General features: G+C 73.7%; 21 protein-coding genes and 4 riboswitches. Of the genes, 9 read left to right on the top strand and 12 right to left on the bottom strand.

The annotated features are described in order from the left end of the window. Nucleotides 1–27: 27 nt before the first annotated feature. The 9 genes from cobF to QE370_RS02805 form a co-directional block, all read right to left on the bottom strand. A complete protein-coding gene (gene cobF, locus QE370_RS02845; RefSeq protein ID WP_309633350.1) occupies nucleotides 28–828 on the bottom strand; it encodes a precorrin-6A synthase (deacetylating) in 801 nt (266 codons plus the stop codon). Beyond that, entirely contained in the window at nucleotides 825–4445 is a 3621-nt protein-coding gene (gene cobN, locus QE370_RS02840; protein WP_309633349.1) for a cobaltochelatase subunit CobN, read from the bottom strand. The genes cobF and cobN overlap by 4 nt, the downstream gene beginning before the upstream one ends. Before the next feature lie 50 nt (nucleotides 4446–4495). After that, nucleotides 4496–4565: riboswitch (cobalamin riboswitch) on the bottom strand. 167 nt (nucleotides 4566–4732) lie between these two features. Further along, nucleotides 4733–5395 (bottom strand): (2Fe-2S)-binding protein, encoded by a 663-nt coding sequence (locus QE370_RS02835; protein ID WP_309633348.1) that lies wholly within the window; start codon nucleotides 5393–5395, stop codon nucleotides 4733–4735. Nucleotides 5396–5404: 9 nt separating this feature from the next. Next, nucleotides 5405–5950: an SRPBCC family protein gene (locus QE370_RS02830; RefSeq protein ID WP_253024310.1), complete on the bottom strand. Its 546-nt coding sequence runs from the start codon at nucleotides 5948–5950 to the stop codon at nucleotides 5405–5407. 89 nt (nucleotides 5951–6039) lie between these two features. Next, a complete protein-coding gene (locus QE370_RS02825; protein ID WP_309633347.1) occupies nucleotides 6040–6453 on the bottom strand; it encodes a HEAT repeat domain-containing protein in 414 nt (137 codons plus the stop codon). A gap of 24 nt (nucleotides 6454–6477) precedes the next feature. Beyond that, nucleotides 6478–7461: a ribonucleotide-diphosphate reductase subunit beta gene (locus QE370_RS02820; protein ID WP_253024314.1), complete on the bottom strand. Its 984-nt coding sequence runs from the start codon at nucleotides 7459–7461 to the stop codon at nucleotides 6478–6480. A gap of 140 nt (nucleotides 7462–7601) precedes the next feature. Next, on the bottom strand, nucleotides 7602–10154 hold the full coding sequence (locus tag QE370_RS02815) for a ribonucleoside-diphosphate reductase subunit alpha (protein ID WP_309633346.1): 2553 nt from the start codon (nucleotides 10152–10154) through the stop codon (nucleotides 7602–7604). A 129-nt stretch (nucleotides 10155–10283) separates the two neighbouring features. Then, nucleotides 10284–10503, bottom strand: a riboswitch (cobalamin riboswitch). A 94-nt stretch (nucleotides 10504–10597) separates the two neighbouring features. Then, a complete protein-coding gene (locus QE370_RS02810) occupies nucleotides 10598–11428 on the bottom strand; it encodes a CbtA family protein (RefSeq protein WP_253024318.1) in 831 nt (276 codons plus the stop codon). A gap of 180 nt (nucleotides 11429–11608) precedes the next feature. Next, nucleotides 11609–11827 (bottom strand): CbtB domain-containing protein, encoded by a 219-nt coding sequence (locus tag QE370_RS02805; protein WP_253024320.1) that lies wholly within the window; start codon nucleotides 11825–11827, stop codon nucleotides 11609–11611. Between the two features lie 265 nt (nucleotides 11828–12092). Here QE370_RS02805 and cobT point away from each other — a divergent pair, with 265 nt between their 5' ends. Then, the gene (gene cobT / locus QE370_RS02800) at nucleotides 12093–13145 is read left to right on the top strand and encodes a nicotinate-nucleotide--dimethylbenzimidazole phosphoribosyltransferase (protein WP_309633345.1); all 1053 of its coding nucleotides are present in this window, start codon (nucleotides 12093–12095) and stop codon (nucleotides 13143–13145) included. Here the strand turns inward: cobT and QE370_RS02795 are convergent. Continuing rightward, nucleotides 13142–14182, bottom strand: coding sequence for an ABC transporter substrate-binding protein (locus QE370_RS02795; protein ID WP_309633344.1), 1041 nt, complete (start codon nucleotides 14180–14182; stop codon nucleotides 13142–13144). The two genes, cobT and QE370_RS02795, sit on opposite strands and share 4 nt — an antisense overlap. A gap of 60 nt (nucleotides 14183–14242) precedes the next feature. Then, a riboswitch (cobalamin riboswitch) is annotated at nucleotides 14243–14425 on the bottom strand. Nucleotides 14426–14625: 200 nt separating this feature from the next. After that, a riboswitch (cobalamin riboswitch) is annotated at nucleotides 14626–14689 on the top strand. 75 nt (nucleotides 14690–14764) lie between these two features. Here QE370_RS02795 and QE370_RS02790 point away from each other — a divergent pair. The 8 genes from QE370_RS02790 (at nucleotide 14765) to QE370_RS02755 (ending at nucleotide 23539) form a co-directional block, all read left to right on the top strand. Continuing rightward, nucleotides 14765–15799 carry an ABC transporter substrate-binding protein gene (locus tag QE370_RS02790; RefSeq protein WP_309633343.1) on the top strand — a complete coding sequence of 345 codons (1035 nt, stop codon included), beginning with the start codon at nucleotides 14765–14767 and terminating at the stop codon, nucleotides 15797–15799. After that, the gene (locus tag QE370_RS02785) at nucleotides 15796–16875 is read left to right on the top strand and encodes an iron ABC transporter permease (RefSeq protein WP_253024328.1); all 1080 of its coding nucleotides are present in this window, start codon (nucleotides 15796–15798) and stop codon (nucleotides 16873–16875) included. Before QE370_RS02790 ends, QE370_RS02785 begins: the two co-directional genes overlap by 4 nt. Before the next feature lie 12 nt (nucleotides 16876–16887). Beyond that, nucleotides 16888–17652 (top strand): ABC transporter ATP-binding protein, encoded by a 765-nt coding sequence (locus tag QE370_RS02780; protein ID WP_253024330.1) that lies wholly within the window; start codon nucleotides 16888–16890, stop codon nucleotides 17650–17652. A 124-nt stretch (nucleotides 17653–17776) separates the two neighbouring features. Continuing rightward, a complete protein-coding gene (locus QE370_RS02775) occupies nucleotides 17777–18673 on the top strand; it encodes a nitrite reductase (RefSeq protein ID WP_309633342.1) in 897 nt (298 codons plus the stop codon). Beyond that, entirely contained in the window at nucleotides 18670–19326 is a 657-nt protein-coding gene (locus QE370_RS02770; protein WP_253024334.1) for a precorrin-8X methylmutase, read from the top strand. The genes QE370_RS02775 and QE370_RS02770 overlap by 4 nt, the downstream gene beginning before the upstream one ends. Continuing rightward, nucleotides 19323–20888, top strand: a complete 1566-nt coding sequence (locus QE370_RS02765; RefSeq protein WP_309633341.1) for a precorrin-2 C(20)-methyltransferase — start codon at nucleotides 19323–19325, stop codon at nucleotides 20886–20888. The genes QE370_RS02770 and QE370_RS02765 overlap by 4 nt, the downstream gene beginning before the upstream one ends. A 234-nt stretch (nucleotides 20889–21122) precedes the next feature. Next, nucleotides 21123–22535, top strand: a complete 1413-nt coding sequence (locus QE370_RS02760) for a hemolysin family protein (RefSeq protein ID WP_309633340.1) — start codon at nucleotides 21123–21125, stop codon at nucleotides 22533–22535. After that, on the top strand, nucleotides 22532–23539 hold the full coding sequence (locus QE370_RS02755; protein ID WP_309633339.1) for a hemolysin family protein: 1008 nt from the start codon (nucleotides 22532–22534) through the stop codon (nucleotides 23537–23539). Before QE370_RS02760 ends, QE370_RS02755 begins: the two co-directional genes overlap by 4 nt. Before the next feature lie 88 nt (nucleotides 23540–23627). Here QE370_RS02755 and QE370_RS02750 read toward each other — a convergent pair whose 3' ends face one another. Together QE370_RS02750 and cbiE are read right to left on the bottom strand one after the other, a co-directional pair. Continuing rightward, entirely contained in the window at nucleotides 23628–24380 is a 753-nt protein-coding gene (locus QE370_RS02750) for an SAM-dependent methyltransferase (RefSeq protein WP_309633338.1), read from the bottom strand. After that, nucleotides 24377–25636 carry a precorrin-6y C5,15-methyltransferase (decarboxylating) subunit CbiE gene (gene cbiE, locus QE370_RS02745; protein WP_309633337.1) on the bottom strand — a complete coding sequence of 420 codons (1260 nt, stop codon included), beginning with the start codon at nucleotides 25634–25636 and terminating at the stop codon, nucleotides 24377–24379. The genes QE370_RS02750 and cbiE overlap by 4 nt, the downstream gene beginning before the upstream one ends. Nucleotides 25637–25664 lie beyond the last annotated feature (28 nt).

Here is a 25664-nt window from a genome sequence, read left to right as displayed (position 1 = left end):
ACGCGATCCGGCCCGCAAACGTCACACTCAGCGGGGAGGGGGGAGGCGGAGGAGGAAGAGGTCCATGACCCAGCCGGCCTCGGCCTTCGCGGCCGCACGCGCCGACGCGACCTCCTCGGCGACGTCGCCGACCCGGCCCGCGACGAGCCGTTCCGACGGGGAGCCGAGGTTGGCGCCCCACCAGACGTGCCAGTCGTCGAGCCCGGTCAGGTCGGTGCCGGACGTGAGGAACACGGCGACGTTGCGCTGCCCCTGCTCCACCGCCTCGCGCAGACGCCGCTCCGTCGTCACGTGCACCGGCTGCCCGACCTCGTGCAGCACGACCCGGTGCCGCGCGGCGAGCAGCTGCAGCGCCGAGATGCCCGGCAGCACCGACCAGTCGACCGCGACCGCGCCCCGCGCGAGCACCCGCTCCACCACCCGGATGGTCGAGTCGTAGAACGCCGGGTCGCCCCACACGAGCACCACGACGTCTCCGTCCGGGTGCTCCAGCAGCGCCCGCTCCCACGCCTGCGCCCGCGCCCCGTGCCAGTCGCCGACGACGCCCTCGTACCCCGACGTGGTCGACGTCGACGCTGCCGACCGGTCACGCTCGGGGTCGACGACCTCCACGACCTCCAGGTCGGGGGCGTGGACCGCGAGCAGCTCGCGGCGCAGCGCGGCGAGCGGGTCCCCCGTCCGCTTCACCGTCACCAGCGCCACCGACGCCGACTGCAGTGCGTGGACCGCCTCCAGCGTCAGGTGGTCGGGATGGCCGAGGCCGATCCCGACGAGCGTCAATCGCCGCCCACGGCCCGGCACCCCCGCCGGGGTCAGCCGCCGGGTCACGCGTGCCGGTCCTCCAGGTCGCCCTCGAGGTCGAGGTACACCTGCTGCATGGCCGCGACGACCTCCGGGTCGGGCTCGGCCCACAGGCCACGCTCGGCCGCCTCGCCGAGCCGCTCGACGATGCCGCGCAGCGCCCACGGGTTCGACGTGCGCATGAACTCCTGGTTGGTCTCGTCGAGGACGTACTCGGTGGCGAGCTTCTCGTACATCCAGTCGTGCACGACGCCCGCGGTCGCGTCGAAGCCGAACAGGTAGTCGACGGTGGCCGCCAGCTCGAACGCGCCCTTGTAGCCGTGGCGCTGCATGGCCGAGATCCAGCGCGGGTTCACCACGCGGGCGCGGAAGACGCGCGTCGTCTCCTCCTGCAGCGTGCGGGTGCGCACCGCGTCGGGCGTGGTCGAGTCGCCGACGTAGGCCTTCGGCTCGGCGCCGGTGAGCGCACGGACCGTCGCGACCATGCCGCCGTGGTACTGGAAGTAGTCGTCGGAGTCGGCGATGTCGTGCTCGCGGGTGTCGATGTTCTTCGCCGCCACCGCGATGCGCCGGTAGTTGGCGCGCATGTCCTCCGCCGCCGGACGGCCGTCGAGGTCGCGGCCGTAGGCGAAGCCGCCCCACGCCGTGTAGACCTCGGCGAGGTCGTCGTCGGTCTTCCAGTTGCCGGCCTCGATGACCTGCAGGATGCCCGCGCCGTAGGAGCCCGGCTTGGAGCCGTAGATGCGGGTGGTGGCGCGACGCTGGTCGCCGTGCTCGGCGAGGTCGGCCTCGGTGTGCGCGCGGACGTAGTTCTGCTCCAGGGGCTCCTCGAGCTCGGCCACCTGGCGGATGGCGTCGTCGAGGATGCCGATGACGTGCGGGAACGCGTCGCGGAAGAAGCCGGAGATGCGGACCGTGACGTCGATGCGGGGGCGCCCGAGCTCCTCCAGCGGCACGACGCGCAGGCCGTTGACGCGGCGCGAGGCAGGGTCCCACTCGGGCTCGACGCCGATGAGCGCCAGCACCTCGGCGACGTCGTCGCCCGACGTGCGCATGGCCGAGGTGCCCCACACCGACAGGCCGACGGAGCGCGGGTACTCGCCGGTGTCGGACAGGTGCTTGTCGAGCAGGGAGTCGGCCATCGCGCGGCCGGTCTCCCAGGCCAGCCGCGACGGCACGGCCTTCGGGTCGACGGTGTAGAAGTTGCGGCCGGTGGGCAGCACGTTGACCAGGCCGCGCAGCGGCGAGCCCGACGGGCCGGCGGGGATGAACCCGCCCTCGAGCGCGTGGAGCACGTGGTCGAGCTCGTCGGTGGTCTGCGCGAGGCGCGGCACGACCTGCTCGGCGGCGAAGCGCAGCACGTCGCGCACCACCGGGTCGTCGTGCAGGCCCTCGACGGCGGCGGTGTCCCAGCCGGCGTCCTCCATGCCCTGCACGAGGGCGCGGGCCTGCTCCTCGACGGCGTCGATGCGCTGCAGCGACTCGCGGTCCTCGCCGTCGTCGGTGTCGCCCTTGAGCCCGAGCGCGGCGCGCAGGCCGGGCACGGCGCCGGTCTCGCCGCCCCAGATCTGCGCGGCCCGCAGGATCGAGAGCACGAGGTTCACGCGCGCCTCGCCGCCCGGCGCCTGCCCGAGCACGTGGAGGCCGTCGCGGATCTGGGCGTCCTTGATCTCGCAGAGCCAGCCGTCGACGTGGAAGATGAAGTCGTCGAAGCCCTCGTCGTCGGGCTGGTCGTCGAGGCCGAGGTCGCGGTGCATCTCGGCGGCCCGCATGTGGGTCCAGATCTGCTCGCGGATCGCGGGCAGCTTGGCCGGGTCCATCGCGCCGATGTTCGCGTACTCGTCGAGCAGCTGCTCGAGCTTGGCGATGTCGCCGTAGCTCTCGGCGCGCGCCATCGGCGGGATCAGGTGGTCGACGATGGTCGCGTGCGCGCGACGCTTGGCCTGCGCGCCCTCGCCCGGGTCGTTGACGAGGAACGGGTAGATCAGCGGCAGGTTGCCGATGGCGGCGTCGGTGCCGCACGACGCCGACAGCGCCGCGTTCTTGCCCGGCAGCCACTCCATCGAGCCGTGCTTGCCGAGGTGGACGACGGCGTGTGCACCGAACTCCTCTTCCACCCAGCGGTAGGCGGCGAGGTAGTGGTGCGAGGGCGCCATGTCGGGGTCGTGGTAGATCGCGACGGGGTTCTCGCCGTAGCCGCGGGGCGGCTGGATCATCAGCACGACGTTCCCGGCGCGGATGGTGGCGAGGACGATCTCGCTGTCGTCGTTCACGAAGAGCCTGCCGGGCGCGGGACCCCACGCCTCGAGCATCGCGTCGCGCAGGTCGGGGTGGAAGCGCTCGAACCACTCGGTGTAGCGGGCGGCAGGGATGCGCACGTGGCTCTCGGTGAGCTGCGTGTGGGTGAGCCACTCCTCGTCCTGGCCGCCGGCGTCGATGAGCGCGTGGATGAGGGCGTCGCCGGCCTCGGTGAGGTCGTCGTGCTCGAGGCCGGGGATCTCGCCCGGGGCGCCGAGGTCGTAGCCGGCGTCGCGCATGGCGCGCAGCAGGCGGATGGTCGATGCGGGGGTGTCGAGGCCGACGGCATTGCCCACCCGGCTGTGCTTCGTGGGGTACGCCGACAGCATGAGCACGACCTTGCGCTCGGCGGGCGGCGTGTGGCGCAGGCGGGCGTGGGCGGCGGCGATGCCGGCCACGCGGGCGCTGCGCTCGGGGTCGGCGACGTAGCGCGGCAGGCCGTCCTCGTCGACCTCCTTGAACGAGAACGGGGCGGTGATGATGCGCCCGTCGAACTCGGGGATCGCGATCTGGTTGGCGGAGTCCAGCGGCGAGACGCCGTCGTCGGAGGCCTCCCACTCGGCGCGGCTCGACGTGAGGCTGAGGCCCTGCAGGATCGGGATGTCGAGGGCCTTGAGCCGCGCGACGTCCCACGACTCGTCGTCGCCGCCGGCGCTCACGGTGCCGGGCTTGGTGCCGCCGGCTGCGAGGACGGTGACGATCAGCGCGTCGAGGCTCGCCATCTCCTCGAAGAGCGCGTCGGGCGCGGCGCGCAGCGACGAGCTGAAGATCGGGACGCCGACGGCGTCGCCCGTGGCGTCGACGGCGTCGGCCAGCGCGTGCGCGAAGCCGCTGTTGCCGCTCGCCTCGTGGGCGCGGTAGTAGAGGACGCCGATGCGGGCCTTGCCCGCGTTCTCCGCGGCGTCGGCGCCCTGCGGGCGGGGCGCCAGGCCCCACTCCGGCAGCACCTTCGGCGGCTCGAAGCCCTCGCCCGTCAGCAGGACGGTGTCGGAGAGGAAGGCGTGCAGCTGGGCGAGGTTCTCCGGCCCGCCCTCCGCGAGGTACACGTGGGCGTCGGCGCACACGCCGATCGGCACGGTCGACTGCTCCATCAGCTCGGCGCTGGGCGACTGCTCGCCACCGAGCACGACCATCGGCTTGCCGGTGGCGCGGATCCGCGCGAAGCCGGAGCACAGGTCCTGCGGCGATCCGAGGATGCGGGCGACGACGAGGTCGGCCGCCTCGATGGCCGCGGCCATGTCGGTGTGGCCCGGCTTGGCGGGGTTCGCGTACACGTAGTCGGCGCCGCTGGCGCGGGCCGAGAGCAGGTCGGTGTCGGACGTCGAGAGCAGCGCGATGCGGGTCATCGGGGTTCCTCCTCGGGGTTCTCGCCCCGTACGGCGGGAGTCGCCGCGAAGGGTGTCTGGCTGTACCTGCGCGCAGGCGTCACAGTGGCGGAACCGCGCCGGACTCGCACCGGCTTCCCCGACCCGCGGCGACGGGTCCCGGTCAGCCTAGTCGGCCGACCGCCCGAACCCCCTATCGGTGGATCAGCAACCTCAGGACGCCCCCTGCGGTTGATGATCCACCGATCGCCGGGATCGTCGTCACCGAGGTTGCTGATCCACCGATGGGGGTCTGCGGTGGGAGGGGGTCAGGCGAGGACGCAGTCGCCGCAGGTGCCGCCGCCGGGGATCCGGTAGAAGAGGCAGCAGGAGCGGCGCCGGAACGGCAGGTCGGGCTCGCCCGTGCCCACGAGGTAGGGGTGAGCGAGCGCCTGGGCGCCGACGTCGAGTGCCCGGTCGGCGAGGTCGGGCCGGGCGAGGGTGGCCATGCGCAGCGCCCCGAACACGGCCGAGGCCGCGTTGCCGGCCAGCACCCGCTCCGAGACCGAGTGCTCCGTGCGCAGGCGAGCGGTGAGCGGCGCCACGACCTCGGACAGCACGGTGTCGAGGTCGGGCGGCGACCACGCACCGGCGGCGAGCGGGAGGGTGCCGGTCGGCTGCTCGCGCCAGTGCACGTCGGCCGGTGCGTCGACGTCGAGGAGCATCGCACCCACGGTCGGCGACAGCAGGCGCGCGAAGAGACCGAGCGAGGCGACGGAGGCTGCCACGCGCGGCTCCACCGTCGACCGCCCGTCGTCCGGCACCCCCGGCGGGGTCGCGGCGTCGACCCGCGACGCCAGCGCGAGGTGCGTCGCCACCACGCGGGTGTGCAGGTAGGTGCCCTCGACGAGGTCGGCCAGCGGCCGCCAGCCGTCGCCCTCGACGGTCCGCTCGACGGCGAAGAACTCGCCGAGGCGGTCGAGCTCAGGCATGGCGACGGCTCATGACGCGTCGTCGGTGCGGTCCTGGGGGGCCTGGTCCCGGGCGCGTTCCCACTCGAGCTCACGCTTGAGCCGGTCGAGCGTGCGACGGATGTTGCCCCGCTGGAAGGTCGCGAAGGAGTCGCGCCCCGTGGCCACCCGGTCGAACACCGACGCCGTCCAGTCGGGCCAGCCGGTGCGACCGTCGAGCCACGTCTCGGTCACGAGCGTGCCGCCCACGGCGGGCTCGAACGTGTACTCCCACGACGCCACCCGCACCGGCAGCAGACGTCGGCCCGGACCCCAGGCGCGCACGTCGAACGCGAAGCGTCGGCCCGGGTCGGCCGCCGTCACGACGCAGCGGGTGCTCCAGCGGGCGCGGCCGCGGCGGTTGGTGCCCACGAACACGGTGCCGACCCCGATCGGCGCGCCCGGCTCCGCCAGCTCCGCGCCCGTGTTCTCCGGGCTCCAGCGGCCCATCTGCCGCACGTCGCTGAGGGCGGCGTAGACGACGTCGGGCTCGACGCCGACCACGACGGTGTCGCTGACGGTGAGGGCTCGGGACATGCACGGGAGGCTACCCGCGGTGCCGTGGTCGCGCCGACGCGAGGGGCGCCCACGGAGCAGGGTCGCCGCGACCGTCACCCGCACCACCCTCACCAGTGCTGGGCCCAGGCCGCCACCGACCGCACCGTCGGGGAGGAGTCGTCGCAGAGCCGAGCGAGCAGGTCGGGCGAGGCGGCCGGGTTCGCGGCCACCCATCCGCGGACCGTCTCGTGCGCGTCGGTCGCGAGCCGGTCGAGCAGGTCCGGCGGCGTCGCGGGCTGACGCGCGACGGCGCTGCGCACGCCCAGGTCGGGGTCGACCGACAGCCGCTGCAGCACCTCCGTCGACGCCAGCGACGAACCCGCCGCCGCGGCCCGCACCAGCGGGTCGGGCGACGTGGCCATCTCGGCCACCCGCCGCCGCTTCGACGCCGACGCCTCGGGCGACCGGAACGTCGACACCGGGCGGGGGTCGTCGCCCGCGGCGCGCACCCGTGCCAGCTGCTCGGCGGTGAAGAACCCCACGCACGACATGCTCGCCCTCCCTGCTCAGGAGCCCGCGCGGGCGTTGACCTCGTAGGAGGTGTTGATCGACTCGAAGAAGTTGACGAGCTGCAGGGTGTCGTTGGCCGTCGCCATCCACTTGGCCGGGTTCGCCACGCCGTAGTGCGGCTCGAAGCCGAGCTCCTCCAGGCGGCGGTCGGCGAGGTAGCGGACGTAGGTGTTGATGTAGTCGGCGTTGAGCCCGAGGATCCCGTGCGGCAGCAGGTCGCGGTTGTAGGCCTCCTCCATGGCCACCGCGTCGAGGACCATCTGCCGGATCTCCGCCGCGAACTCCTCGGTGGCGATCTCGGGGTTCTCGTCGAGCACCGTGAGGATCAGGTTGATGCCGAACTTCAGGTGCAGGCTCTCGTCGCGCACGATCCAGTCGACGAGGGAGCCGAAGTTGCGCAGCAGGTTCCGCTGCCGGAAGCTCAGCGCCACCATGAAGCCGGAGTAGAACCAGATCCCCTCGAGGATCACGTTGTACGCCACGAGGTTGCGGACGAAGTCCTGCTTGCCCGTGGTGGTCGTGATGTCGAGGGTCTGCTCGGTCATCCGCTGGATGAAGCGCACCTCGAAGGCCTCCTTGGCGGCCATCGACGGGACGTTCACGTGCGACTCGTAGGCCGCGACCCGGTCGATGGGGAACGTCTCGAGCACGTACTCGAAGCTCATGCAGTGGTTGGCCTCCTCCCACATCTGCTTGGCGAGGTAGAGGTGGCACTCGGCCGCGTTGACGTAGGGGTACACGCCGAACGCGAGCGCCTTGTTCACGAGCAGCTCGTTGGGGTTGAAGTAGCTCATGAGGAAGGTGAGCGCGTGGCGCTCGTCGTCGCTCATGCGCTCGAAGTCGGCGAGGTCCTCACCGAGCTGGACCTCGTTGGGGAACCACGTGTTGGCGACGGCCTGGTCGTACAGCTCCATCGCCCACGGGTAGGTGACGGGCTTGAGCAGCAGGCCTTCCTGGATGCCGGTGCCGAGGATGGGCATGGGGGGTTCTCGCTCTCTGGGGTCGGGGTGGTGAGGCGGCCGTCGCGGAGCTGGCTCGCGCGACGGCCGCCGAGTGGTCTCGATACGTCCGTCCCTGTTCGTGCCTCACGGGACGGACTACTCGACCAGCGGGTCCGTCGTTACTGGCAGGACTCGCACTGCAGGCGCTCCTGCGGGTCGATCGGGCAGGCGGACCCGTCGACGACGTCGAGCTCCTGGACCGCGTCGGGGACGACGGGCGTCGGCTCCTCGACGGCTGTGGCCGGGGCCGGGGCGGCGGTCGCGGCGCCGAACCCGCGCCGGGCGCCGAAGCCCCGGCCGCCCGACGTCGTCGCACCCTGCGGGGCGACGGCCTCGGCCTTGTTGACCTTGACGGTGCTCTGCTCGGCAGTGTGCCGCGGCATCATGTGCAGGTAGTAGGTCGTCTTGACGCCCCTGCGCCACGCGGCCGCGTAGAGGTCGACCATGTCGCCGACGTCGCGGCTGGCGAGGTAGATGTTGCGGCTGATCGCCTGGTCGATCCACTTCTGCGCGCGGGCCGCCACCTCGAGGAACGCGTACGGCGACAGCTGGAAGCTGGTCCGGTAGATCTCGACCAGGTCGGCGGGCGCCCCCTCGACCTTGGACAGGTCGCCCTGGTGGCGCAGCAGGTCCTCGCGCAGCGTCTCCCACAGGCCCCGCTCGCGCAGGTCCTCGACGAGGTTGCGGTTGACCTCGAGGAACTTGCCCGCCGCGGTCGCCCGGCTGAAGATCTGGCTGAACTGCGGGTCCAGCCCGGGGGTGGTGCCGGCGACGAGGCCGATCGAGGCGGTGGGCGCGATGGCCATCAGGGTGGAGTTGCGGACCCCGCCCGCGACCTTGGCGCGCAGCGCGTCCCAGTCCAGACGGGAGCGTCGCGTGACGTCGACGGGCACGCCGCGGTCGGCCTCGAGCAGGTCGAGGGAGTCGAACGGCACCATGCCCTGGCTCCAGCGCGACCCGGCGAAGTTCGGGTAGGCGCCGCGCTCGCGGGCGAGGTCGGCGGAGGCGTCGATCGCGTGCCAGCTGACGAACTCCATGACCTCGTCCATGAGGTCGTAGGCGCGCTCGCTCTCGTAGGACCAGCCGAACCGCTCCACGACGTCGGTGAAGCCCATGACGCCGAGACCGAGGGCGCGGTTCTCCTCGTTCGAGCGCTCCGACTCCGGCACCGAGCTGATCGTGATGTCGATGAGGTTGTCGAGCTGGCGGACGGCGAGCCGCGTGGACTCCGCGAGCCGGTCCCAGTCGACGCGTGCGTCGCCGCGGCGTCCGACCACGTGCCGGGAGAGGTTGATCGACGCCAGGTTGCAGACGCTGATGTTCTCGCGGTCCTGCGGCAGGCAGATCTCGGTGCACAGGTTCGACAGGTGGATCGTGCCGGTGTTCTGGTTGAGGGCACGGGTGTTGACCGTGTCCTTCCAGGTGAGCCACGGGTGCGACGTCGTCTGCAACGTCGTGAGGATGGCGCGGAACTGCTCGCGGGCCTTCAGCTTCTTGTGCCGGATCTCGCCGCGCTCGGCCTGCGCCGCGTACTCGGCGTAGCGGCGGCTGAACGCCTGGCCGAACAGCTCCGGCAGGTCGCCGACCTCGAGCGGGTCGAACAGGTACCAGTCGGCGTCGGCCTCGACCCGCTTCATGAACTCGTCGGAGATCCAGACGGCGGTGTTGGCCGTGCGCGTGCGTCGGTAGGGGTCGCCGGAGTTCTGCCGCAGGTCGAGGAACTGGCCGAAGTCGAGGTGCCAGTTCTCCATGTAGAAGCACAGGGCGCCGAACTTCTTGCCGCCCCGGCTCACGGCGCGCAACGTCGAGTCGATGGTGTGCATGAACGGGATGGGACCGGTCGAGGTCGTGTTGTTCGAGCGGATGGGGGAGCCCTCGGCGCGCAGCTGCGTGACCGAGAGACCGATCCCGCCGGTGCCCTTCGTCAGCCACATGACGTCGCGGACGCTCTTGGCGATGTGCTCGATGTCGTCCTCCATCTGCATGACGAAGCAGTTGGAGAGCTGGCTGTACGACGTGCCCGCGTTGACCAGCGTGGAGCCGGCGGCGAGGTACTCCAGCCGCGACATCTTGTCGTAGAACGACAGCGCGGCCGACGTGGCGTCCTCCTCGTTCAGCGCGAGGCCCATCGCCACGCGCATCCAGAAGAACTGCGGCACCTCCAGCGGCGTGCCGTCGGGCTCGGTGATCATGTAGCGGTTGCGCATGGTCTGCGCGCCGACGTAGCGCAGCAGGTCGTCGCGGTCGGGGTCGAGCGCGGACCCGAGCCGCTCGAGGTCGAAGACCTCGGCGAGCCGCTCGTCGAGCAGCCCCAGCTCGACGCCGCGCAGGATCGCGCGGACGAACGCCGGCCCGTGGAAGGCGTACACCTCCTCGCGCGTGACGCCCTCGCCGAAGATCTTCTTGTAGAGCGTCTTGACGAGCAGCCGCGAGGCGATCGTGTCGAAGGCCGGGTCGTCCTTGACGTTCTGCAGCGCGACGCCGATGACGGCCTCGTCGAGCTGCTCGCTGCTGATCCCGTCGAACAGCGTGATCTCCAGCTCGGCGCGCAGCTGCGTCGCCCGGGAGACCTGGTCGGGCAGGCCGGTGGCGGCCTCCTCGATGGACTTCGCGATCTCGTAGCCGTCGTAGTCCGCTCGGCTGCCGTCGCGCTTGATGACGGTGATGGTCATCGGTTCACCCCTCGTGAACTCGTCGTGACTGACGCAGTCCGCGGGCACGCGGGGAGAGGAGGACGGGTCGTCTAGGTGCCACGACGTCGTCTGATCCTTGGACCTTCCCACGAGGTCGCGGACCTCCACCGGTGGCGGTGGAGCACTGGCAGGTCTTCGGACTCGCGGGCCAGGCATCGCTGCCGCCTACTGGGTGTCGCTTCCCAGGCCTGCATCGCTGCAGGGACCCAGTGCTGATGACACCGTTCGTTCCCACTCACCGCTGCGGGGCAGTTCCGGTCTCTCACCGGATTCCCTCTTGCGACGACCCGTCTGGCTGACGGGCCGAACCAGCTGCACGAGCCACCATATACGGGGAACTACACGAATGTAACCCCTACATCTTGGGTTCATGAGAACGCCGCCTCCCCGGGGTCGTGGGGAGGCGGCGTTCGCGGACGAGGTCAGAGCGCGGCGGCGGCCGCCCGGCGCTCGACGTCGGCCTGGTGGGCACGCCAGGTGCGGGCGGTGAGCCCGGTGAGGGCCAGGGCGACGCCGGCCCAGAGGGCCGTGCTCGTGGCGAGCGAGCCGATGCGGAAGGCGTAGAGGGTGGTGGCCGGGAAGCTGTCCGGGACCTCGTCGATCGGGGCGAGGACGAGGCCGGCGACGCCGACCACGGCGAGGTACAGGGCGGCCCCGGCGACGACCGCGACCCACGGGCCGCGGGCCAGGAGGGCGCGTGCGAGGAGGACGGCGGCGACCACCGCCAGCAACGACACGGCGACGAAGCTGAAGTACAGGGCGGTGCGCTCGCCGATCGTGTCGGCCGAGCCGACCGCCGGCGGGTTCGGCGGGTACTTCAGCCAGGGCACGACCGTGTACGCCAGGTACGCGAGCAGCACCACGACGGCGGTGGAGGCCACGGGGCCGAGACCGCCCAGGCGTCCGACGGCGAAGGCGGAGGCGATGCCGACGACCCCGCCGGCGACGAGGCCCACGATGATCGTGGCGGTCGCGAGGCCGGGCCCGGCCTGCTCCCCGCGGCTGATCGCGGCGTCGTCGTCGCCGTGGGAGTGACCGCCGGACTCCTCGTGGGAGTGCGCGCCCTCCTCGTGGGAGTGGCCCGTGTCGGCGGCGGCGCCGCCCGACTCCTCGAGGGCGATCGCGCGGTCGATGGGCGGCTCGCCGACCACGGAGGCGGCGGCGAAGGCCAGCACGCCGCCGAGCAGCCCGGCGAGCAGGCCGTGGACGAGGAAGGTGCGGGCGGTGAGGTGCGGTGTGCGGGTGGTGCTCATGGGTCGGGTCCTTCCCGAGCGGGAGCAGCGCGACACGGCCCGTCGTGGTGACGGGTCGCTCGGGCCGCGGTTCGACGACAGGGAGCCCGCGGTGTCGTCGCGGGCTCGGGGCGGTGACCCGGAGGGCGGGTCCCGCGGGCAGGGCCGGCCAGGCTCAGGCCCGGTCGGTCGCGGTGCCCGTCAGTGGCAGGGGAAGCCCAGCAGGTGGCGTCCGTCGTGGACCCACTCGTGCACGCCGGTGCCGGAGATGAGGGAGGTCGCGCCCTGCTCGGCGCCGACGAAGTAGAGCGCCACGAGGGCGAGGAGCGCGATGAACAGCGCCCAGGGGGCGAGCTCGCGGACCGGGATGGAGACGACCGGCACCGCGGAGGTGTCGACGGAGGGGTTCAGCTGCGACATGGCAGGCCTTTCCTGAGGGATGAGTGCGTCCCGTGGATGGAGGGCTGTCGACGACCAGGGTCTGGCTCCGTCGCCCCGGTGCTGCTGGGGTGACGTCACAGTAGCGCTACTGCGCCGGACTCCCACCGGCTTCCGTGGTGGTCGACGTGCCGAGCGTAGGGCATGGGGCGGTCCGCGCCACCGGGGTGTGGTGCGCGTCTCATCGTGCGAGCGCGGGTGCCTCCTGCTCCGGCGGCTCGTCGGGACGACGTCGTACCGTTCACCCGTGACCGTCGAGCCCGTGAGCACCCCGTCCGCCGTCCGTCCTCCTGACCCGGCGGTGCACGCCGCGGCACGCGAGCGGCTCGCGAGCCTCGCCACGCCTCCCGGGGCGCTGGGTCGGTTGGGCGACCTCGCCTGCTGGGTGGCGGCGACGCAGGGCGAGGTGCCGCCGCGTCCGATCGATGACGTGCGCGCCGTGGTGCTCGCCGGCGACCACGGCGTGACCGCGTCGGGCGTCTCCGCCTTCCCGAGCGCCGTCACGCCCGCGATGGTCCGCACGTTCGCCGCCGGCCGCGCCGGCGCGAGCGTCCTCGCCGCCCAGCACGGCGTGAGCCTGCGCGTGCTCGACCTCGGCGTCGACGACGACCTCGCCGACCTGCCCGACGCGGTGCGCGCCCACAAGGTGCGGCGGGGCAGCGGGTCGATCGACGTCGAGGACGCTCTGACCGCCGACGAGACGGCTCGAGCGCTGGCCGCTGGCAGGACGATCGCGGCGGAGGAGATCGCCGCCGGTGCGCAGCTGCTCGTCACGGGCGACATGGGCATCGGCAACACGACGCCGACGGCCGCGCTGGTGGCCGCGTCGCTCGGCCTGCCGGGGTCGGAGGTCGTCGGTCGCGGCACGGGCATCGACGACGCGTCGCTCGTGCGCAAGGGCGAGGTCGTGCAGGCGGCCCTGGACCGGGCGGGCGACCGCGTGGCCGACCCCGTGGAGCGTCTCGCGGCGCTCGGCAGCGCCGACCTCGCCGCGACGGTCGGCTTCCTGGTCGCGGCGGCAGAGGCCGGTGTGCCGGTGCTGCTCGACGGGTTGATCTCCGTCGCGTGCGCGCTCACCGCCGACGACCTCGCGCCGGGCGCGTCGGCGTGGTTCGCCGCCGGGCACCGCTCGACCGAGCCGGCACAGTCGCTCGCGCTGGAGAAGCTCGGCCTCGAGCCCCTGCTCGACCTCGGCCTGCGTCTCGGGGAGGGCAGCGGCGCGCTCGCGGCCGTCCCGCTCGTGCGCTCCGCCGCCCTCCTGCTGCGCGACGTCGCGCTGCTGTCGGAGGTCCTCGGCTAGCGCCCGTCGGGCACGACGCCCAGGTCGCGCAGACCCTGGGCGAGCTGCTCGATCCCGTCGACGTTGCGGATCGACGGGTCCATCGTCGTGCCGCCGAGGACGACGTAGCGCCGCTTCTTGACGGCGGTGAGCTGACGCGCGACGGGGTCGGACTCGAGGAAGCGGATCTTGGCCTCCGCGCTGTCGCCGTCGCCACCGCGCTCGAGGTCGGCGAGCACGAGGACGGTCGGGTCGGCGTCGAGGATCGACTCCCAGCTCGTCTCGGGCCAGAGCCGCTCGTTGTCGCCGAACGCGTTCGTGGCGCCGACGGCGCGCGTCATCAGCCCCGGGGCGCCGCAGCACCCGGCCATGTAGGGGCTCTTCGTCGACGCGTACCACCAGCCGAGCGTCACGTCGTCGGCGTCGAGGTCGACCGTCACCGTCCGCGCGCGCTCCCTCAGCTCGGCGACGAGCTGCTCGCCGCGCTCCTCGACACCGGTCAGGCGCGACACGTCGCCGATCTCGGCGTACAGGTCGTCGAGGGTGAGCGGCTCCTCGTGCGGGGCGTCCTGGCCGCCGCACTCGCTGGGGGACTGGTAGGTGGGGATGCCGACCTCGTCGAACTTTGCGCGGGGCGCGACGCCCTCGCCGGTGAAGGCGTAGGCGAAGGTGGCGTAGACGAGGTCGGGCTCGAGCGAGAGCATCGCCTCGAAGCCGGGGAACTCGGCGTCGAGGGCCTTCGTCCTGCGGGCCTGTGCCTCCAGCCCCGGCAGGAAGTCGTGGTCGCTGACGCCGTAGCCGGCCATCCGGTCGGCGAGGCCGAGGCTCAGCAGCAGCTCGGTGGCGGGCTGGTTGATGGCGACGATGCGCTGGGGCGGTGCCGCCTCGGTGACGTCGTGCCCGCAGTTCTCGACGGTGACGGGGAAGCCGGCTGTCGCGGCGGCGTCGTTCGCGGGCCGCGAGGACGGGGAGCCGCAGGCAGCGAGCGGTGCGGTGAGGCAGAGGGTGGCCAGGAGGGCGGCGGGGCGACGCAGGCGTGCGCCGACGGGGGAGGGCATGGGGTCTCGTCTCGGGTCCGGGGGCCCCGTGCGCGAGAGCCCCGTGTCGGGTGACGCCGCCCCGGCGGGGTGGCGGCCAGCAGGTCTTCGGACTCGGGGTCGCGGTGACGGACCGCCTTCCCAGGAGCGAGCTCCCAGTGGCGTCGTGGCCCGCCACGTCTCCCACACCGCTGCGCGTCAGTCCCGGAGTCGCACCGGGTTCCCTGACCCTCTGCGAGGGTGACTGGCGCGCTCACCGTAGCAGCGGCGGGGGTGCCGGGCCGTGGGCGGCGAGCGGCGCGGCGGGGGTGCCGGGCCGTGGGCGGCGAACGGGCCCGGCGGGGGTGCCGGGCCGTGGGCGGCGAACGGGCCCGGCGGGGGTGCCGGGCCCCGGGCAGGAGGGAGCGCGGCGAACAGGACCGGGGCCCCGGCGGGCCGGGTGCTACGGTGCGGCTGCCACGTGAGGGAACCCGGTCGAAGTCCGGGACTGACGCGCAACGGTAGGGGCCACGGCCCGAGTCCGACACCCGGTGGCGACCCGCGGCGTCCGCCGCGGGGCTCCCGACGGGTCTCGCGACACGGACCCCTGAGCGAAGGATCGCGATGCGACCACGCCGCCCCCTCTCCCTCCTCGCGTCGGCCGCCTTGGCGGCGCCGCTGCTCGCCGGCTGCGGCTCCTCGACGTCGGCCTCGTCGGCCGGCGGCGCCGAGGCCGCCGGGTTCCCCGCCAGCGTCGAGCGCTGCGACCGTCGGACCACGGTCGACGCGCCGCCGCAGCGCATCGCGTCGCTGAACCAGGGCAGCACGGAGATCCTGCTGAGCCTCGGCCTCGCCGACCGGATGGTGGGCGCCGCCGGCTGGACCGACCCGATCCTGCCGTCGCTGGCCGACGAGAACGAGAAGGTCGACCGGTTGGCCGACCAGGCGCCGTCGTTCGAGGAGCTGCTGGCCACCGAGCCCGACCTCGTGACGGCGTCGTTCGCGAACACCCTGAGCGAGGGCGGTGTCGCGACGCCGCAGCAGCTGGCCGACGTCGGCGTGCCGGCGTACCTGTCGGCCGCGGAGTGCGAGAAGTCCGACTTCGGTGGCGGCGACGGTGCGCGCGACCGGCCGCTGGAGATGTCGACGATCTACGCCGAGGTGCGCGACCTCGCCGCGCTGACGGGCACCGAGGAGCGTGGCGAGGAGGTCGTGTCGTCGCTCCAGGAGCGGCTCGAGGCGGCGTCGCGGACGCAGTTCGACGGCGTGTCGGTCTTCTACTGGTTCGCCAACGCCGAGGCGCCCTATGGTGCGGGCTGCTGCGGCGGTCCCGGCATCGTGACGCGCGCGCTCGGCCTGACCAACGTCTTCGAGGACCAGCGGGCGGAGTGGCCGCAGATCGGCTGGGAGTCGATCGCCGCCGCCGACCCCGACGTGCTGGTGGTCGGCGACCTGACGCGCAAGAGCCAGACCGCGGAGTCGGCGCGCGCGAAGATCGCGTTCCTCGAGTCCAACCCCGTCACCCGGCGCATGACCGCGGTGCAGGAGAAGCGCTACGTGCTGCTGCCGGGCGCCGCCCTGAACCCGTCGATCCGCACGGTCGACGCCGTCGAGGCGGTGGCCGAGGGTCTGCGCGGCCTGGGGTACGAGCCGTCGTGACCCTGCTGCCGCCGGCGCTGCGCAGGACGGCGCCCTCGACCTCAGGATCCGCGCGTCCGGCGCGTGCCGGACGCGCGGCCGTCCTGTGGTCGGCGGCGCTCGTGGGCCTGCTGGTCTCGATCGCGGTCGCGACGACGATCGGGCCGTCGGGTCTCGGGCCGGGCGACGCGTTCGCGGTCGCGCTGTCGCGGCTGGGCGTCGCGCCGTCGGGCCTCACGGGCATCCAGGAGGCGATCATCTGGGACCTGCGCCTGCCGCGGGCCGTGCTGGCGGCTGCCTGTGGTGCGGGGCTGGCGCTCTGCGGCGTGGTGCTGCAGTCGCTGCTGCGCAACCCGCTGGCCGACCCGTTCGTGCTCGGGATCTCCTCGGGGGCCTCGGCCGGTGCGGTCGCGATCGTGGTGCTCGGGGTGGGTGCCGGGGCCGCGACGCTCGCCTCCGGTGCGTTCGTCGGGGCGCTGCTGGCCTTCGGCCTGGTGCTGCTGCTCGGCACGCTGGCCGGCGGCACGACCGACCGGATGATCCTCGCAGGCGTCGCAGCCACGCAGCTGTTCTCGGCGCTGACGTCGTTCATCGTCTTCACCGCGGCCGACGCGGAGCAGACCCGCGGGGTGCTGTTCTGGCTGCTCGGCTCGCTCGGCACGGCGTCGTGGCGCGACGTCGTGGTGTGCGGGAGCGTCGTGCTCGTCGGGCTGCTGCTGTGCTGGCTCGCGGCGGGCTCGCTCGACGCGTTCACGTTCGGCGAGGACGCCGCCTCGGCGCTGGGCGTCTCCGTGCAGCGCACCCGGCTGCTGCTGCTGGTGGTCACCGCGCTCATGACGGCCGTCATCGTGTCGACCTCGGGGGCGATCGGCTTCGTCGGGCTCGTGCTGCCGCACGCCGCCCGCGCGGTGGTCGGCTCGCGGCACCGTGTGCTGCTGCCGGTGTCGGCGGTGCTCGGCGCGGTGTTCCTGGTGTGGGTCGACGTCGGCGCGCGGACGGTCATCGCACCGCAGGAGCTGCCGGTGGGCGTCGCGACGGCACTCGTGGGCGTGCCGGCGTTCGTCGTGATCCTGGTGCGGAGGCGGCGTCGTGGCTGAGGCGGGACGGGCATGAGCATCCTCGCGGTCGACGTGCGGTGGGGCGTGCGCGGCAAGGTCGTGGTCGACGGCGTGAGCCTCGACGTCGCGCCGGGCAGCACGGTGGGGCTGCTGGGCCCGAACGGGTCGGGCAAGTCGTCGCTGCTGCGGCTGCTCGCGGGGCTGCGCCCGGCGTCGTCGGGCGTGGTGCGGCTGGGCGACGACGACCTCTCTGCCCTGGGTCGTCGCCAGGTGGCGCGCCGGCTCGCGATGGTCGACCAGGAGGTCGTGACCGACACCGACCCGACCGTGCGCGACGTCGTGGGCCTCGGCCGGCTCCCGCACCGGCCGTCGTGGGCGCCGCTGAGCGCCACCGACCGCGCCGTCGTGGAGGCGTCCGCGGCGACCACGCGCACCGCGCACCTGCTGGAGCGCCCCTACTCGACGTTGTCGGGCGGGGAGCGCCAGCGGGTGCAGATCGCCCGCGCGCTCGCGCAGGAGCCGACCGAGCTGCTGCTCGACGAGCCGACCAACCACCTCGACGTCCGGCACCAGCTGGAGCTGCTGGAGCTGGTGCGGGCCGCCTCGACCACGACGGTGATGGCGCTGCACGACCTGAACCTGGCGGCGCGCTACTGCGACGCGCTGGTGGTGCTCGCGGACGGGCGGGTGCGGGCGGCGGGGCGCCCGGCGGACGTGCTCACGACCGACCTCGTCGCCGACGTCTACGGCGTCGCCGCGCAGGTGCAGAGCGTCGACGGTGCGCCGCACGTCAGGTTCACCGGGGTGCTCGCGTGACCCTCCTCTCCTGGACGGCGGCCCCGTCAAGCGGGAGCGGTGTGACAGGATCGACGCCGTCCTGGAGCGGTCCGGCAGGCCGCCGGACCCCCGTCCGTGCCCGAGGGACAGGTGAGGAGGCGGCGTGACGAGCTCACGTGAGCGCGCCGACCGGTGCCCCGGCGTGTGCCGGCCGTGGATCGCCGACGACGGTGCGCTGGTGCGCCTGCGTCTGGTCGGCGGCCGGCTGCCCACGGTGGCCCTCGCGCGTCTGCTCGACGTCGCGGAGCGGCACGGTGACGGCACGGTCGGGCTCACGCGTCGCGCCAACCTGCAGGTGCGCGGCATCGCCTCGGTCGACGGCAGGCTGCCGGAGCCGGTCGTGGCCGACCTCGCGTCGACCGGCCTGCTGCCGAGCCGCAGCCACGAGCTCGTGCGCAACGTGATGGTCTCGCCGCTCTCGGGCCGGCTGGGCGGTCGGGCCGACCTGCGGCCCGTGGCCGAGCGCTACGACGCGCTCGTGTGTGCCGACCCGGACCTCGCCGATCTCTCGGCACGCTTCCTCGTGGTCCTCGACGACGGGCGCGGCGACCTCGTCGACCGCTCGCTCGACGTCGGCGCCGTCGCGGTCGACGACGGTCATGCGCAGGTGCGCGCTGGTCGGCACTGGGGCGAGGTCGTGCCGCTCGAGGCGCTGCCCGAGGTGCTGGGCGCGCTGGCCCACCGCTTCCGGCGCATGCGTCCCGACGTGGGCACGTGGCACGTCGACGACCTGCCGCGTGGGGGCGCGGCCGTGCTGGGCGACCTGCACGCCCGCGACCTGCGCACCCAGGTCCGGGCCCTCCCGCTGCCGGAGGGGCCCGGGCTGCAGGACGACGGACGTCGGTTCGTCCACGTGCCGGTCGAGGGAGGCGTGCTGCGTCGGCCCGACGTCGACCGGCTGCTCGCCCTGGCCGAGGGCGAGGTGCTCGTGACCCCGTGGCGCAGCGTGGTCGTGCCCGACCTGACCGTGACCTCCGACCTGTCGAGGGAGACCGCATGAGACCCCCTACCCGGCGCTTCGAGTACGAGGGCAGCGGCGCTGCCATCTACGTCGACTCCTTCGCGACCATCCGGCGCGAGACCGACCTGACGGGCATCCCGGCCGATGCGGAGAAGGTGGCCGTGCGGATGATCCACGGCACGGGCCAGACCGACCTGGTCGACGACATGGTGGTGCACCCGCGGCTCGTGTCGGCGGCGCGCGAGGCGTTGCAGGCCGGCGCGCCGATCCTGTGCGACGCGACGATGGTGGCGTCGGGCGTCACGCGCGCACGGCTGCCGAAGGACAACGACGTGCTCTGCCTGCTGCGCGACGAGCGGGTGCCCGACCTCGCGCGGGAGTGGCGCACGACCCGCTCCGCGGCCGCCGTGTCGCTCTGGGGCGACCGGCTCGACGGCGCCGTCGTCGCGATCGGCAACGCGCCCACCGCCCTGTTCCACCTGCTCGAGCTGCTCGCCGACGGCGCGCCCCGCCCGGCCGCGGTCGTCGGCGTGCCGGTGGGGTTCATCGGTGCGGCCGAGTCGAAGGACGCGCTCGCCGCGTTCGCGCAGACGCACGGCATCGACGTCCCGTTCGTGACCGTGCGCGGACGTCGCGGCGGCTCCGCCATGGCGGCGTCGGCGCTCAACGCGCTCGCGCAGGAGAAGGAGTGAGCGGCGCGGGCCCGCGGCAGGACAGCACCGGCCGGCTGTGGGGCGTGGGCGTCGGGCCCGGAGACCCCGAGCTGGTGACGCTGAAGACCGCGCGGCTCATCCGCGAGGCCGACGTCGTGGCGTACCACCAGGGCGTCGGCAAGCGCTCGAACGCGCGGCGCATCGTCGACGGCCTCGTGCCGGCGGACGTCGTGGAGGAGGTGCTGCAGTACCCGGTGACCACCGGCACGGCGGAGCACCCCGGCGGCTACGCGGGGGCGATGGCCGACTTCTACGAGGAGTGCGCGCAGCGCCTGCGCGAGCACCTCGCGGCGGGTCGCGACGTCGTGGTGCTGGCCGAGGGCGACCCGATGTTCTACGGATCGTTCATGTACCTGCACGACCGGTTGTCCGAGGAGTTCGAGACCGAGGTCGTGGCGGGGGTGCCGGCCTTCGCGGCGGCCACGGCACTGGCCGCGACGCCCCTGGTGCGCCAGACCGACGTGCTCACGGTGCTGCCGGGCACGCTGCCGGAGGCGGAGCTGGCGCGACGCCTCGCCGACACCGACGGCGCCATCATCATGAAGCTCGGCCGCACGTTCCCGGCCGTCCGCTCGGCCCTGGAGCAGGCCGGCCGGCTCGACACCGCGCTCTACGTCGAGCGTGCCTCGATGCCCGAGCAGCGCTGGCTGCCGGTCGCCGACGTCGACCCGACGTCGGTCCCCTACTTCTCCCTCGTCGTGGTCCCCGGCGACGGCCACGGCACCCGCTACGACGAGCAGTCCCCACGATTCGGAACGTCATCGCCCCTTTCCTCGCCCGGAACGGGCGATGACGTTCCGAAACAGGGGGAGGTGGTGGTCGTCGGGCTCGGGCCGGGCCCCGACGCCTGGCTCACCCCCGAGGCCTCCGACGAGCTGGCGCAGGTCGGGCACGTCGTCGGGTACGCGCCGTACGTCGCCCGCGTGCCGCAGCGGGTGGGGCTGCAGCGTCACGCGTCGGGCAACACGGTCGAGATCGACCGCGCCACGCACGCGCTCGAGCTGGCGAGGTCGGGCGAGCGGGTGGCCGTCGTGTCCGGCGGCGACGCCGGCGTCTTCGGCATGGCCACCGCGGTGCTGGAGGCGCAGGAGGCTCAGCCGCACCTGCACGACGTCACCGTCCGCGTGGTGCCCGGCGTCTCGGCGGTGCAGGCTGTCGCCGCCCGCGCCGGCGCGCCGATCGGCGGCGACTTCGCGGTCATGAGCCTGTCGGACCGGCTCAAGCCGTGGTCGGTCGTCGAGAGGCGGCTGCGCGCCGTGGCCGACGCCGACCTCGTCCTCGCCGTCTACAACCCGCGCTCGCGCTCGCGCACCACGCAGGTGGCCGACATGCGGCGGATCCTGCTCGAGCACCGCGACCCGTCCACCGTCGTCGTCGTGGGCCGCGACGTCGGCCGCGCCGAGGAGTCGCTGCACGTGACCACCCTCGCCGACCTCGACCCCGAGTCCATCGACATGAAGTGCCTGCTCGTCGTCGGCTCCTCCCGCACCCGCGTCAGCCCCACCGGCGCCGTCTGGACGTCGCGGTCGGTCGAGGCCTGACCAGCCCCGACATCTGGACACGTCCGGGGCGCCGCAGGCGCCGCCAGTGCCCCAAAACTGTCCACGACGCATGGATGTGCGCGGGAGGTCGAGCGCTGAGACGATCGGCGAGTCGGGAACTCGCCGGCCCGTCGGCTCGTTCCCCCACTGATCCCGACCCTCCACAGAGAGAGCCATGGACCCCAGTCGAAGTCCCCAGACCGTGACCACCCGCGACCCGGAGAGGCGCGTGCGGTGATCACGGTCCTCCTCCTGCTGCTCGGCCTGCTGGTCGTGCTCGCCATCACCGCCGCGACGGGCTACTTCGTCGCCCAGGAGTTCGCCTACATGGCGGTCGACCGGTCGCGGCTCAACTCCCTCGCGGCGCAGGGCGACAAGGGCGCCCAACGCGCCCTCGCGGTCACGAACCGCACCTCGTTCATGCTGTCCGGCGCCCAGCTCGGCATCACCGTCACGGGCCTGCTCGTCGGCTACGTCGCCGAGCCGCTCATCGGCCGCGCGTTCGGCGACATCCTCGGCGGCGTCGGCGTGCCCACCGCGGTCGGCATCGGCATCGGCACGGTGCTGGCGCTGGTCTTCGCGACGTTCGTGCAGATGCTCTTCGGCGAGCTGTTCCCGAAGAACCTGGCGATCGCCCGACCCGAGCCCGTCGCCCGCTGGCTGGCGCGCTCCACCAACCTCTACCTCGCGGTCTTCGGCTGGCTGATCTGGTTCTTCGACCAGGCCTCGAACGTCCTCCTGCGGGCGCTGCGGATCGAGCCCGTGCACGACGTCGACAGCACCGCGACCGCGCGCGACCTCGAGCACATCGTCGCCGAGTCCCGGGAGAGCGGCGACCTCCCGCGCGACCTCTCCCTGCTCCTCGACCGCGTGATCGACTTCCCGCGCCGCGACGTCGAGCACGCCATGATCCCGCGCTCGCGCGTCGACGTCGTGCGACCCGACGACACCGTCGACGCCGTGCGCGAGCAGATGTCGACCGGCCACTCGCGCTACCCCGTCCTCGACGACGACGACCGGCTCGTCGGCGTCGTCCACCTGGTCGACGTCATGACCGCCCGCGAGGGCACCGCCGCCGACCTCGCCCGCGAGCCCGTCGTCGTGCCCGAGGTCATGCTGCTGCCCGTCGCGCGCCGCACGCTCGAGCGCGCCAAGCAGCAGCTGGCCTGCGTGATCGACGAGTACGGCGGGCTCTCCGGCGTGCTCACGATCGAGGACCTCGCGGAGGAGCTGGTCGGCGAGATCACCGACGAGCACGACGACGAGCGACCCCTCGCGGTGGTCGACGGCGACGACGCGTGGCTGTTCTCCGGCGACGCCCCGCTCGACGAGGTCGAGCGGGTCATCGACCACGACCTGCCCGAGCTCGACGACGTCGAGACCGTGTCCGGCCTCGTCATCGCGCAGGCCGGTGCCCTGCCCGAGGCCGGCGACGCCGTCGAGCTCGACCTGCCGCCCGACGCCGCCACCCTCGTCCTCGACGACCAGCCCGCCGCGCCGCGCCTGCGCTTCGACGTGCTCGAGGTCGAGCACTACGTGCCGTCGTCGGTGCGGGTCAGCTGGGTCGTCCGGCCCTACGTGGAGCCGTCCGACGACCCCGACGACGTCGCGCCCCAGCCCGCCGACGAGACCGAGGTGTCCCGATGATGAGCAACCCCTGGGTGGTCCTCGCGGTCACCGTCGTGATCATCGCGGCGAGCGCGTTCTTCGTCGCGATCGAGTTCGCGCTGCTGGCGGCCAAGCGCCACCGGCTCGAGGACGCCGCCCCGCACAGCCGCGCTGCCCGCGCAGCGCTGCGCTCCTCGTCCGAGCTCACGGTGCTGCTCGCCGGCGCGCAGCTCGGCATCACGTTGTGCGTCCTGGCGCTCGGCGCGACCGCCAAGCCCGCCGTGCACTACGCGCTCACGCCCCTCTTCGAGGGCTGGGGCATGCCGTACTGGGTGGCCGACGCCGCCGGGTTCGTCATCGCGCTGGTCGTCATGACCTTCCTGCACCTGGTGGTCGGCGAGATGATGCCCAAGTCGTGGGCGATCGCCCATCCGGAGAAGTCGGCGACGATGCTCGCCATCCCGATGCGGGGCTTCATGTGGTTCACCCGCCCGGTGCTGACGCTGCTGAACGAGGCCGCCAACCGGTGCCTCGTCGTCGTCGGCGTCCAGCCGGTCGAGACGGTCGCGGGCGGCTCCACGCCCGACGACCTGCGCCACCTGGTCAAGCACTCCGCCGAGGTGGGCGCGCTCGACGCGGGCTACTCGGCGTCGCTGTCGCGGGCGCTCGGCCTGCGCGACCTGACGGTCGCGGACCTGCTGAAGCCGGGCGCGGTGCCCACCTCGGTCCCGCCCGGCAGCACGGTCGCCGACGTGCAGGCCGCGGCGGAGCGCAGCGGGCACCTGCGGATCCTCGTCGTCGACGGCGGGCAGGTCTCCGGCGTCGTGCACGTGCGCGAGACCCTGGTGCGCGACGCCGAGGAGGGCGTGGCCGACCTGGTGCGCGAGCCGTTCCACCTCGACCCGGCGACGCCGGTGCACGAGGCCCTCGCGGTCATGCGCGAGACCAGCCAGCACCTCGCCGTCGTCCGCACCGAGCGCGGCATCGGCGTCGTGACCCTCGCCGACGTCCTCCGCCGCCTCCTCGACGAGGTCCCCGCCTGACCCCACGCACGGTCAGCCCCCGTTTCGGAACGTCACCGCCCGTTCTCGTCGCCAGAACAGGCGATGACGTTCCGAATCCGGGGGGAGCTCAGCGGCGCTTGGAGGAGCGGTCGCGGGTGGGGGAGTAGAGGTAGGACTCCGCGCCGTCGGGGCGGGCCACGGCGGGGCCGACGAGGATCACGGCGGCCTGGCGCAGACCGGCGGCCTCGACCTGGTCGGCGACGTCGGCGAGGGTGCCGCGCAGCACGACCTCGGCCTCCTGCGACGCGTTCGCGACCACGGCGACGGGGGTGTCGGCCCCGAGCACGGCGGCGAGCCGCTCGGCCAGCGGGCGCGTGCGGGTGATCGCGAGGTGCAGGGCCAGCGTCGCGCCGGTGGCGGCGAACGCCTCCAGCTCCTCGCTCGACGGCATCGCCGTCGAGCGGGCCTGGTTGCGCGTCAGCACGACCGACTGCACCACCTCGGGCACGGTCAGCTCGACGCCGAGCCGCGCGGCCGCCGCGGCGTAGGCGGGCACCCCGGGCGTCACGTCCCACGGCACCTGCGCCGCGTCGAGACGACGGGTCAGCTCGTGCAGCGCCGAGTACAGCGACGGGTCGCCCGACGACAGCCGCACGACCTCCAGCCCCGCACGGTGGGCGTCGACCACGACCTCGGTGATCTGGTCGAGGTCGAGGTCCTGCGTGTCGACGAGCCGCGCGTCGGGCCGGCAGTGCTCCAGCACGGCCTCGACGTAGGTGCCGGCGTAGACGACGACGTCGGCCCGCTCCAGCAGCCGGGCCGCGCGGACGGTGAGCAGGTCGGCGGCACCCGGTCCGGCGCCCACCACGTGCACGGTCATGCCTGCGCCTCCTCGACGACGGACCCCTCGACGACTGACCCCTTGACGACGGACAGCTGCGTGACCGCCCGCGCGGGCGTCCACGACGTGAACGTGCCGAGCGGCGCGGCGGTCTCGACGAGCAGGCGGACCAGCTCGCCGCCGACCCGGGCACGCCACGCGACCAGCAGCTGCTCGGTCTCCAGCGTCACGCCGTGGACGACGAGCCGGCCGCCCGGTCGCAGCGCCGCCCAGCAGGCGTCGAGCACGCCGTCGACCGTGGCGCCACCGCCGACGAACACCGCGTCGGGGGCGTCGAGCCCGGCGAGCGCCTCGGGCGCGCGACCGGTGACGACGCGCAGGTCGGGGACGCCGAGCGTCCGTGCGTTCCGGTCGATCCGCTCGGCGCGCTCCGGGTCGCGCTCGACCGCGACCGCCCGGCACGACGGGTGCGTGCGCGACCACTCGACGGCGACGGACCCTGCGCCCGCTCCGACGTCCCACAGCAGCGCTCCCGGCGTGGGTGCGAGGCGGGCGAGCGCGCTCGCGCGGACGTCGCGCTTGGTCACCTGCCCGTCGTGCTCGAAGGCGTCGTCGGGCAGGCCCGGGACCAGCGGCAGCACGCGCGCCCCCTCGTCGACCTGCACCGCGAGCACGGTGAGCGGGCCGACGTCGGCCGACCACGTGGCGGCCACGCCGTCGACGCGACTCTCGTGGTCGGAGCCGAGGTCGCCGAGCGCGGTGAGGGTGCTGGTGCCGTAGCCCTGCAGAGCGAGCAGGGCCGCCACCTGTGCCGGGGTGGAGGCGTCCGAGCAGAGCACCAGCAGCCGTGCGCCGGGGTGCAGGCGCGTGACGAGCCGGTGCACGTCGCGCCCGACCAGCGTGACCGTCTCCGACGTCTCGGCCGACCAGCGCATGCGCGCCCGCGCGAGCGACACCGACGAGAGGCCCGGCAGCACCTCCACGGCGTCGGCGCCGAGCAGCGAGACGAGGGTGGTGCCGATGCCCGACACGAGCGGGTCGCCCGACGCCAGCGCCACGACCCGGCGTCCCGCGTGCTCCTCCAGGAGCGCGCGCAGCCCCTCGCGCAGCGGCGACGGCCACGGCACGCGGGTCGCGGTGACGTCGGCGGGCACGAGCGCGAGGTGCCGCTCGCCGCCGAGGAGCACGTCGGCGGCCTCGACCGCGGCGCGTCGGGCGGCGTCGAGGCCGGCCCAGCCGTCGGCGCCGACGCCCACGACGACGACGGTGCCGGAGGCGCGACGGGGGGTGCTCATGTCCGGCGAGGCTAGTGCCTGCACACGG

Origin of the sequence: Aeromicrobium sp. SORGH_AS_0981 (genome assembly GCF_031453195.1) — a bacterium.
In the GTDB taxonomy this organism is placed as follows: Bacteria; Actinomycetota; Actinomycetes; order Propionibacteriales; family Nocardioidaceae; genus Aeromicrobium.
The sequence above is the reverse complement of the archived record's forward strand: the minus strand, read 5'-3'. Positions and strand labels throughout refer to the sequence as shown.

What these genes read in the sequence shown, in the direction of transcription:
- cobN (WP_309633349.1), bottom strand. Translation starts at nt 4,445, where the DNA reads ATGACCCGCATCGCGCTGCTCTCGACGTCCGACACCGACCTGCTCTCG.
- QE370_RS02835 (WP_309633348.1), bottom strand. Translation starts at nt 5,395, where the DNA reads ATGCCTGAGCTCGACCGCCTCGGCGAGTTCTTCGCCGTCGAGCGGACC.
- QE370_RS02830 (WP_253024310.1), bottom strand. Translation starts at nt 5,950, where the DNA reads ATGTCCCGAGCCCTCACCGTCAGCGACACCGTCGTGGTCGGCGTCGAG.
- QE370_RS02820 (WP_253024314.1), bottom strand. Translation starts at nt 7,461, where the DNA reads ATGCCCATCCTCGGCACCGGCATCCAGGAAGGCCTGCTGCTCAAGCCC.
- QE370_RS02815 (WP_309633346.1), bottom strand. Translation starts at nt 10,154, where the DNA reads ATGACCATCACCGTCATCAAGCGCGACGGCAGCCGAGCGGACTACGAC.
- QE370_RS02810 (WP_253024318.1), bottom strand. Translation starts at nt 11,428, where the DNA reads ATGAGCACCACCCGCACACCGCACCTCACCGCCCGCACCTTCCTCGTC.
- QE370_RS02805 (WP_253024320.1), bottom strand. Translation starts at nt 11,827, where the DNA reads ATGTCGCAGCTGAACCCCTCCGTCGACACCTCCGCGGTGCCGGTCGTC.
- QE370_RS02795 (WP_309633344.1), bottom strand. Translation starts at nt 14,182, where the DNA reads ATGCCCTCCCCCGTCGGCGCACGCCTGCGTCGCCCCGCCGCCCTCCTG.
- QE370_RS02790 (WP_309633343.1), top strand. Translation starts at nt 14,765, where the DNA reads ATGCGACCACGCCGCCCCCTCTCCCTCCTCGCGTCGGCCGCCTTGGCG.
- QE370_RS02780 (WP_253024330.1), top strand. Translation starts at nt 16,888, where the DNA reads ATGAGCATCCTCGCGGTCGACGTGCGGTGGGGCGTGCGCGGCAAGGTC.
- QE370_RS02770 (WP_253024334.1), top strand. Translation starts at nt 18,670, where the DNA reads ATGAGACCCCCTACCCGGCGCTTCGAGTACGAGGGCAGCGGCGCTGCC.
- QE370_RS02755 (WP_309633339.1), top strand. Translation starts at nt 22,532, where the DNA reads ATGATGAGCAACCCCTGGGTGGTCCTCGCGGTCACCGTCGTGATCATC.
- QE370_RS02750 (WP_309633338.1), bottom strand. Translation starts at nt 24,380, where the DNA reads ATGACCGTGCACGTGGTGGGCGCCGGACCGGGTGCCGCCGACCTGCTC.
- cbiE (WP_309633337.1), bottom strand. Translation starts at nt 25,636, where the DNA reads ATGAGCACCCCCCGTCGCGCCTCCGGCACCGTCGTCGTCGTGGGCGTC.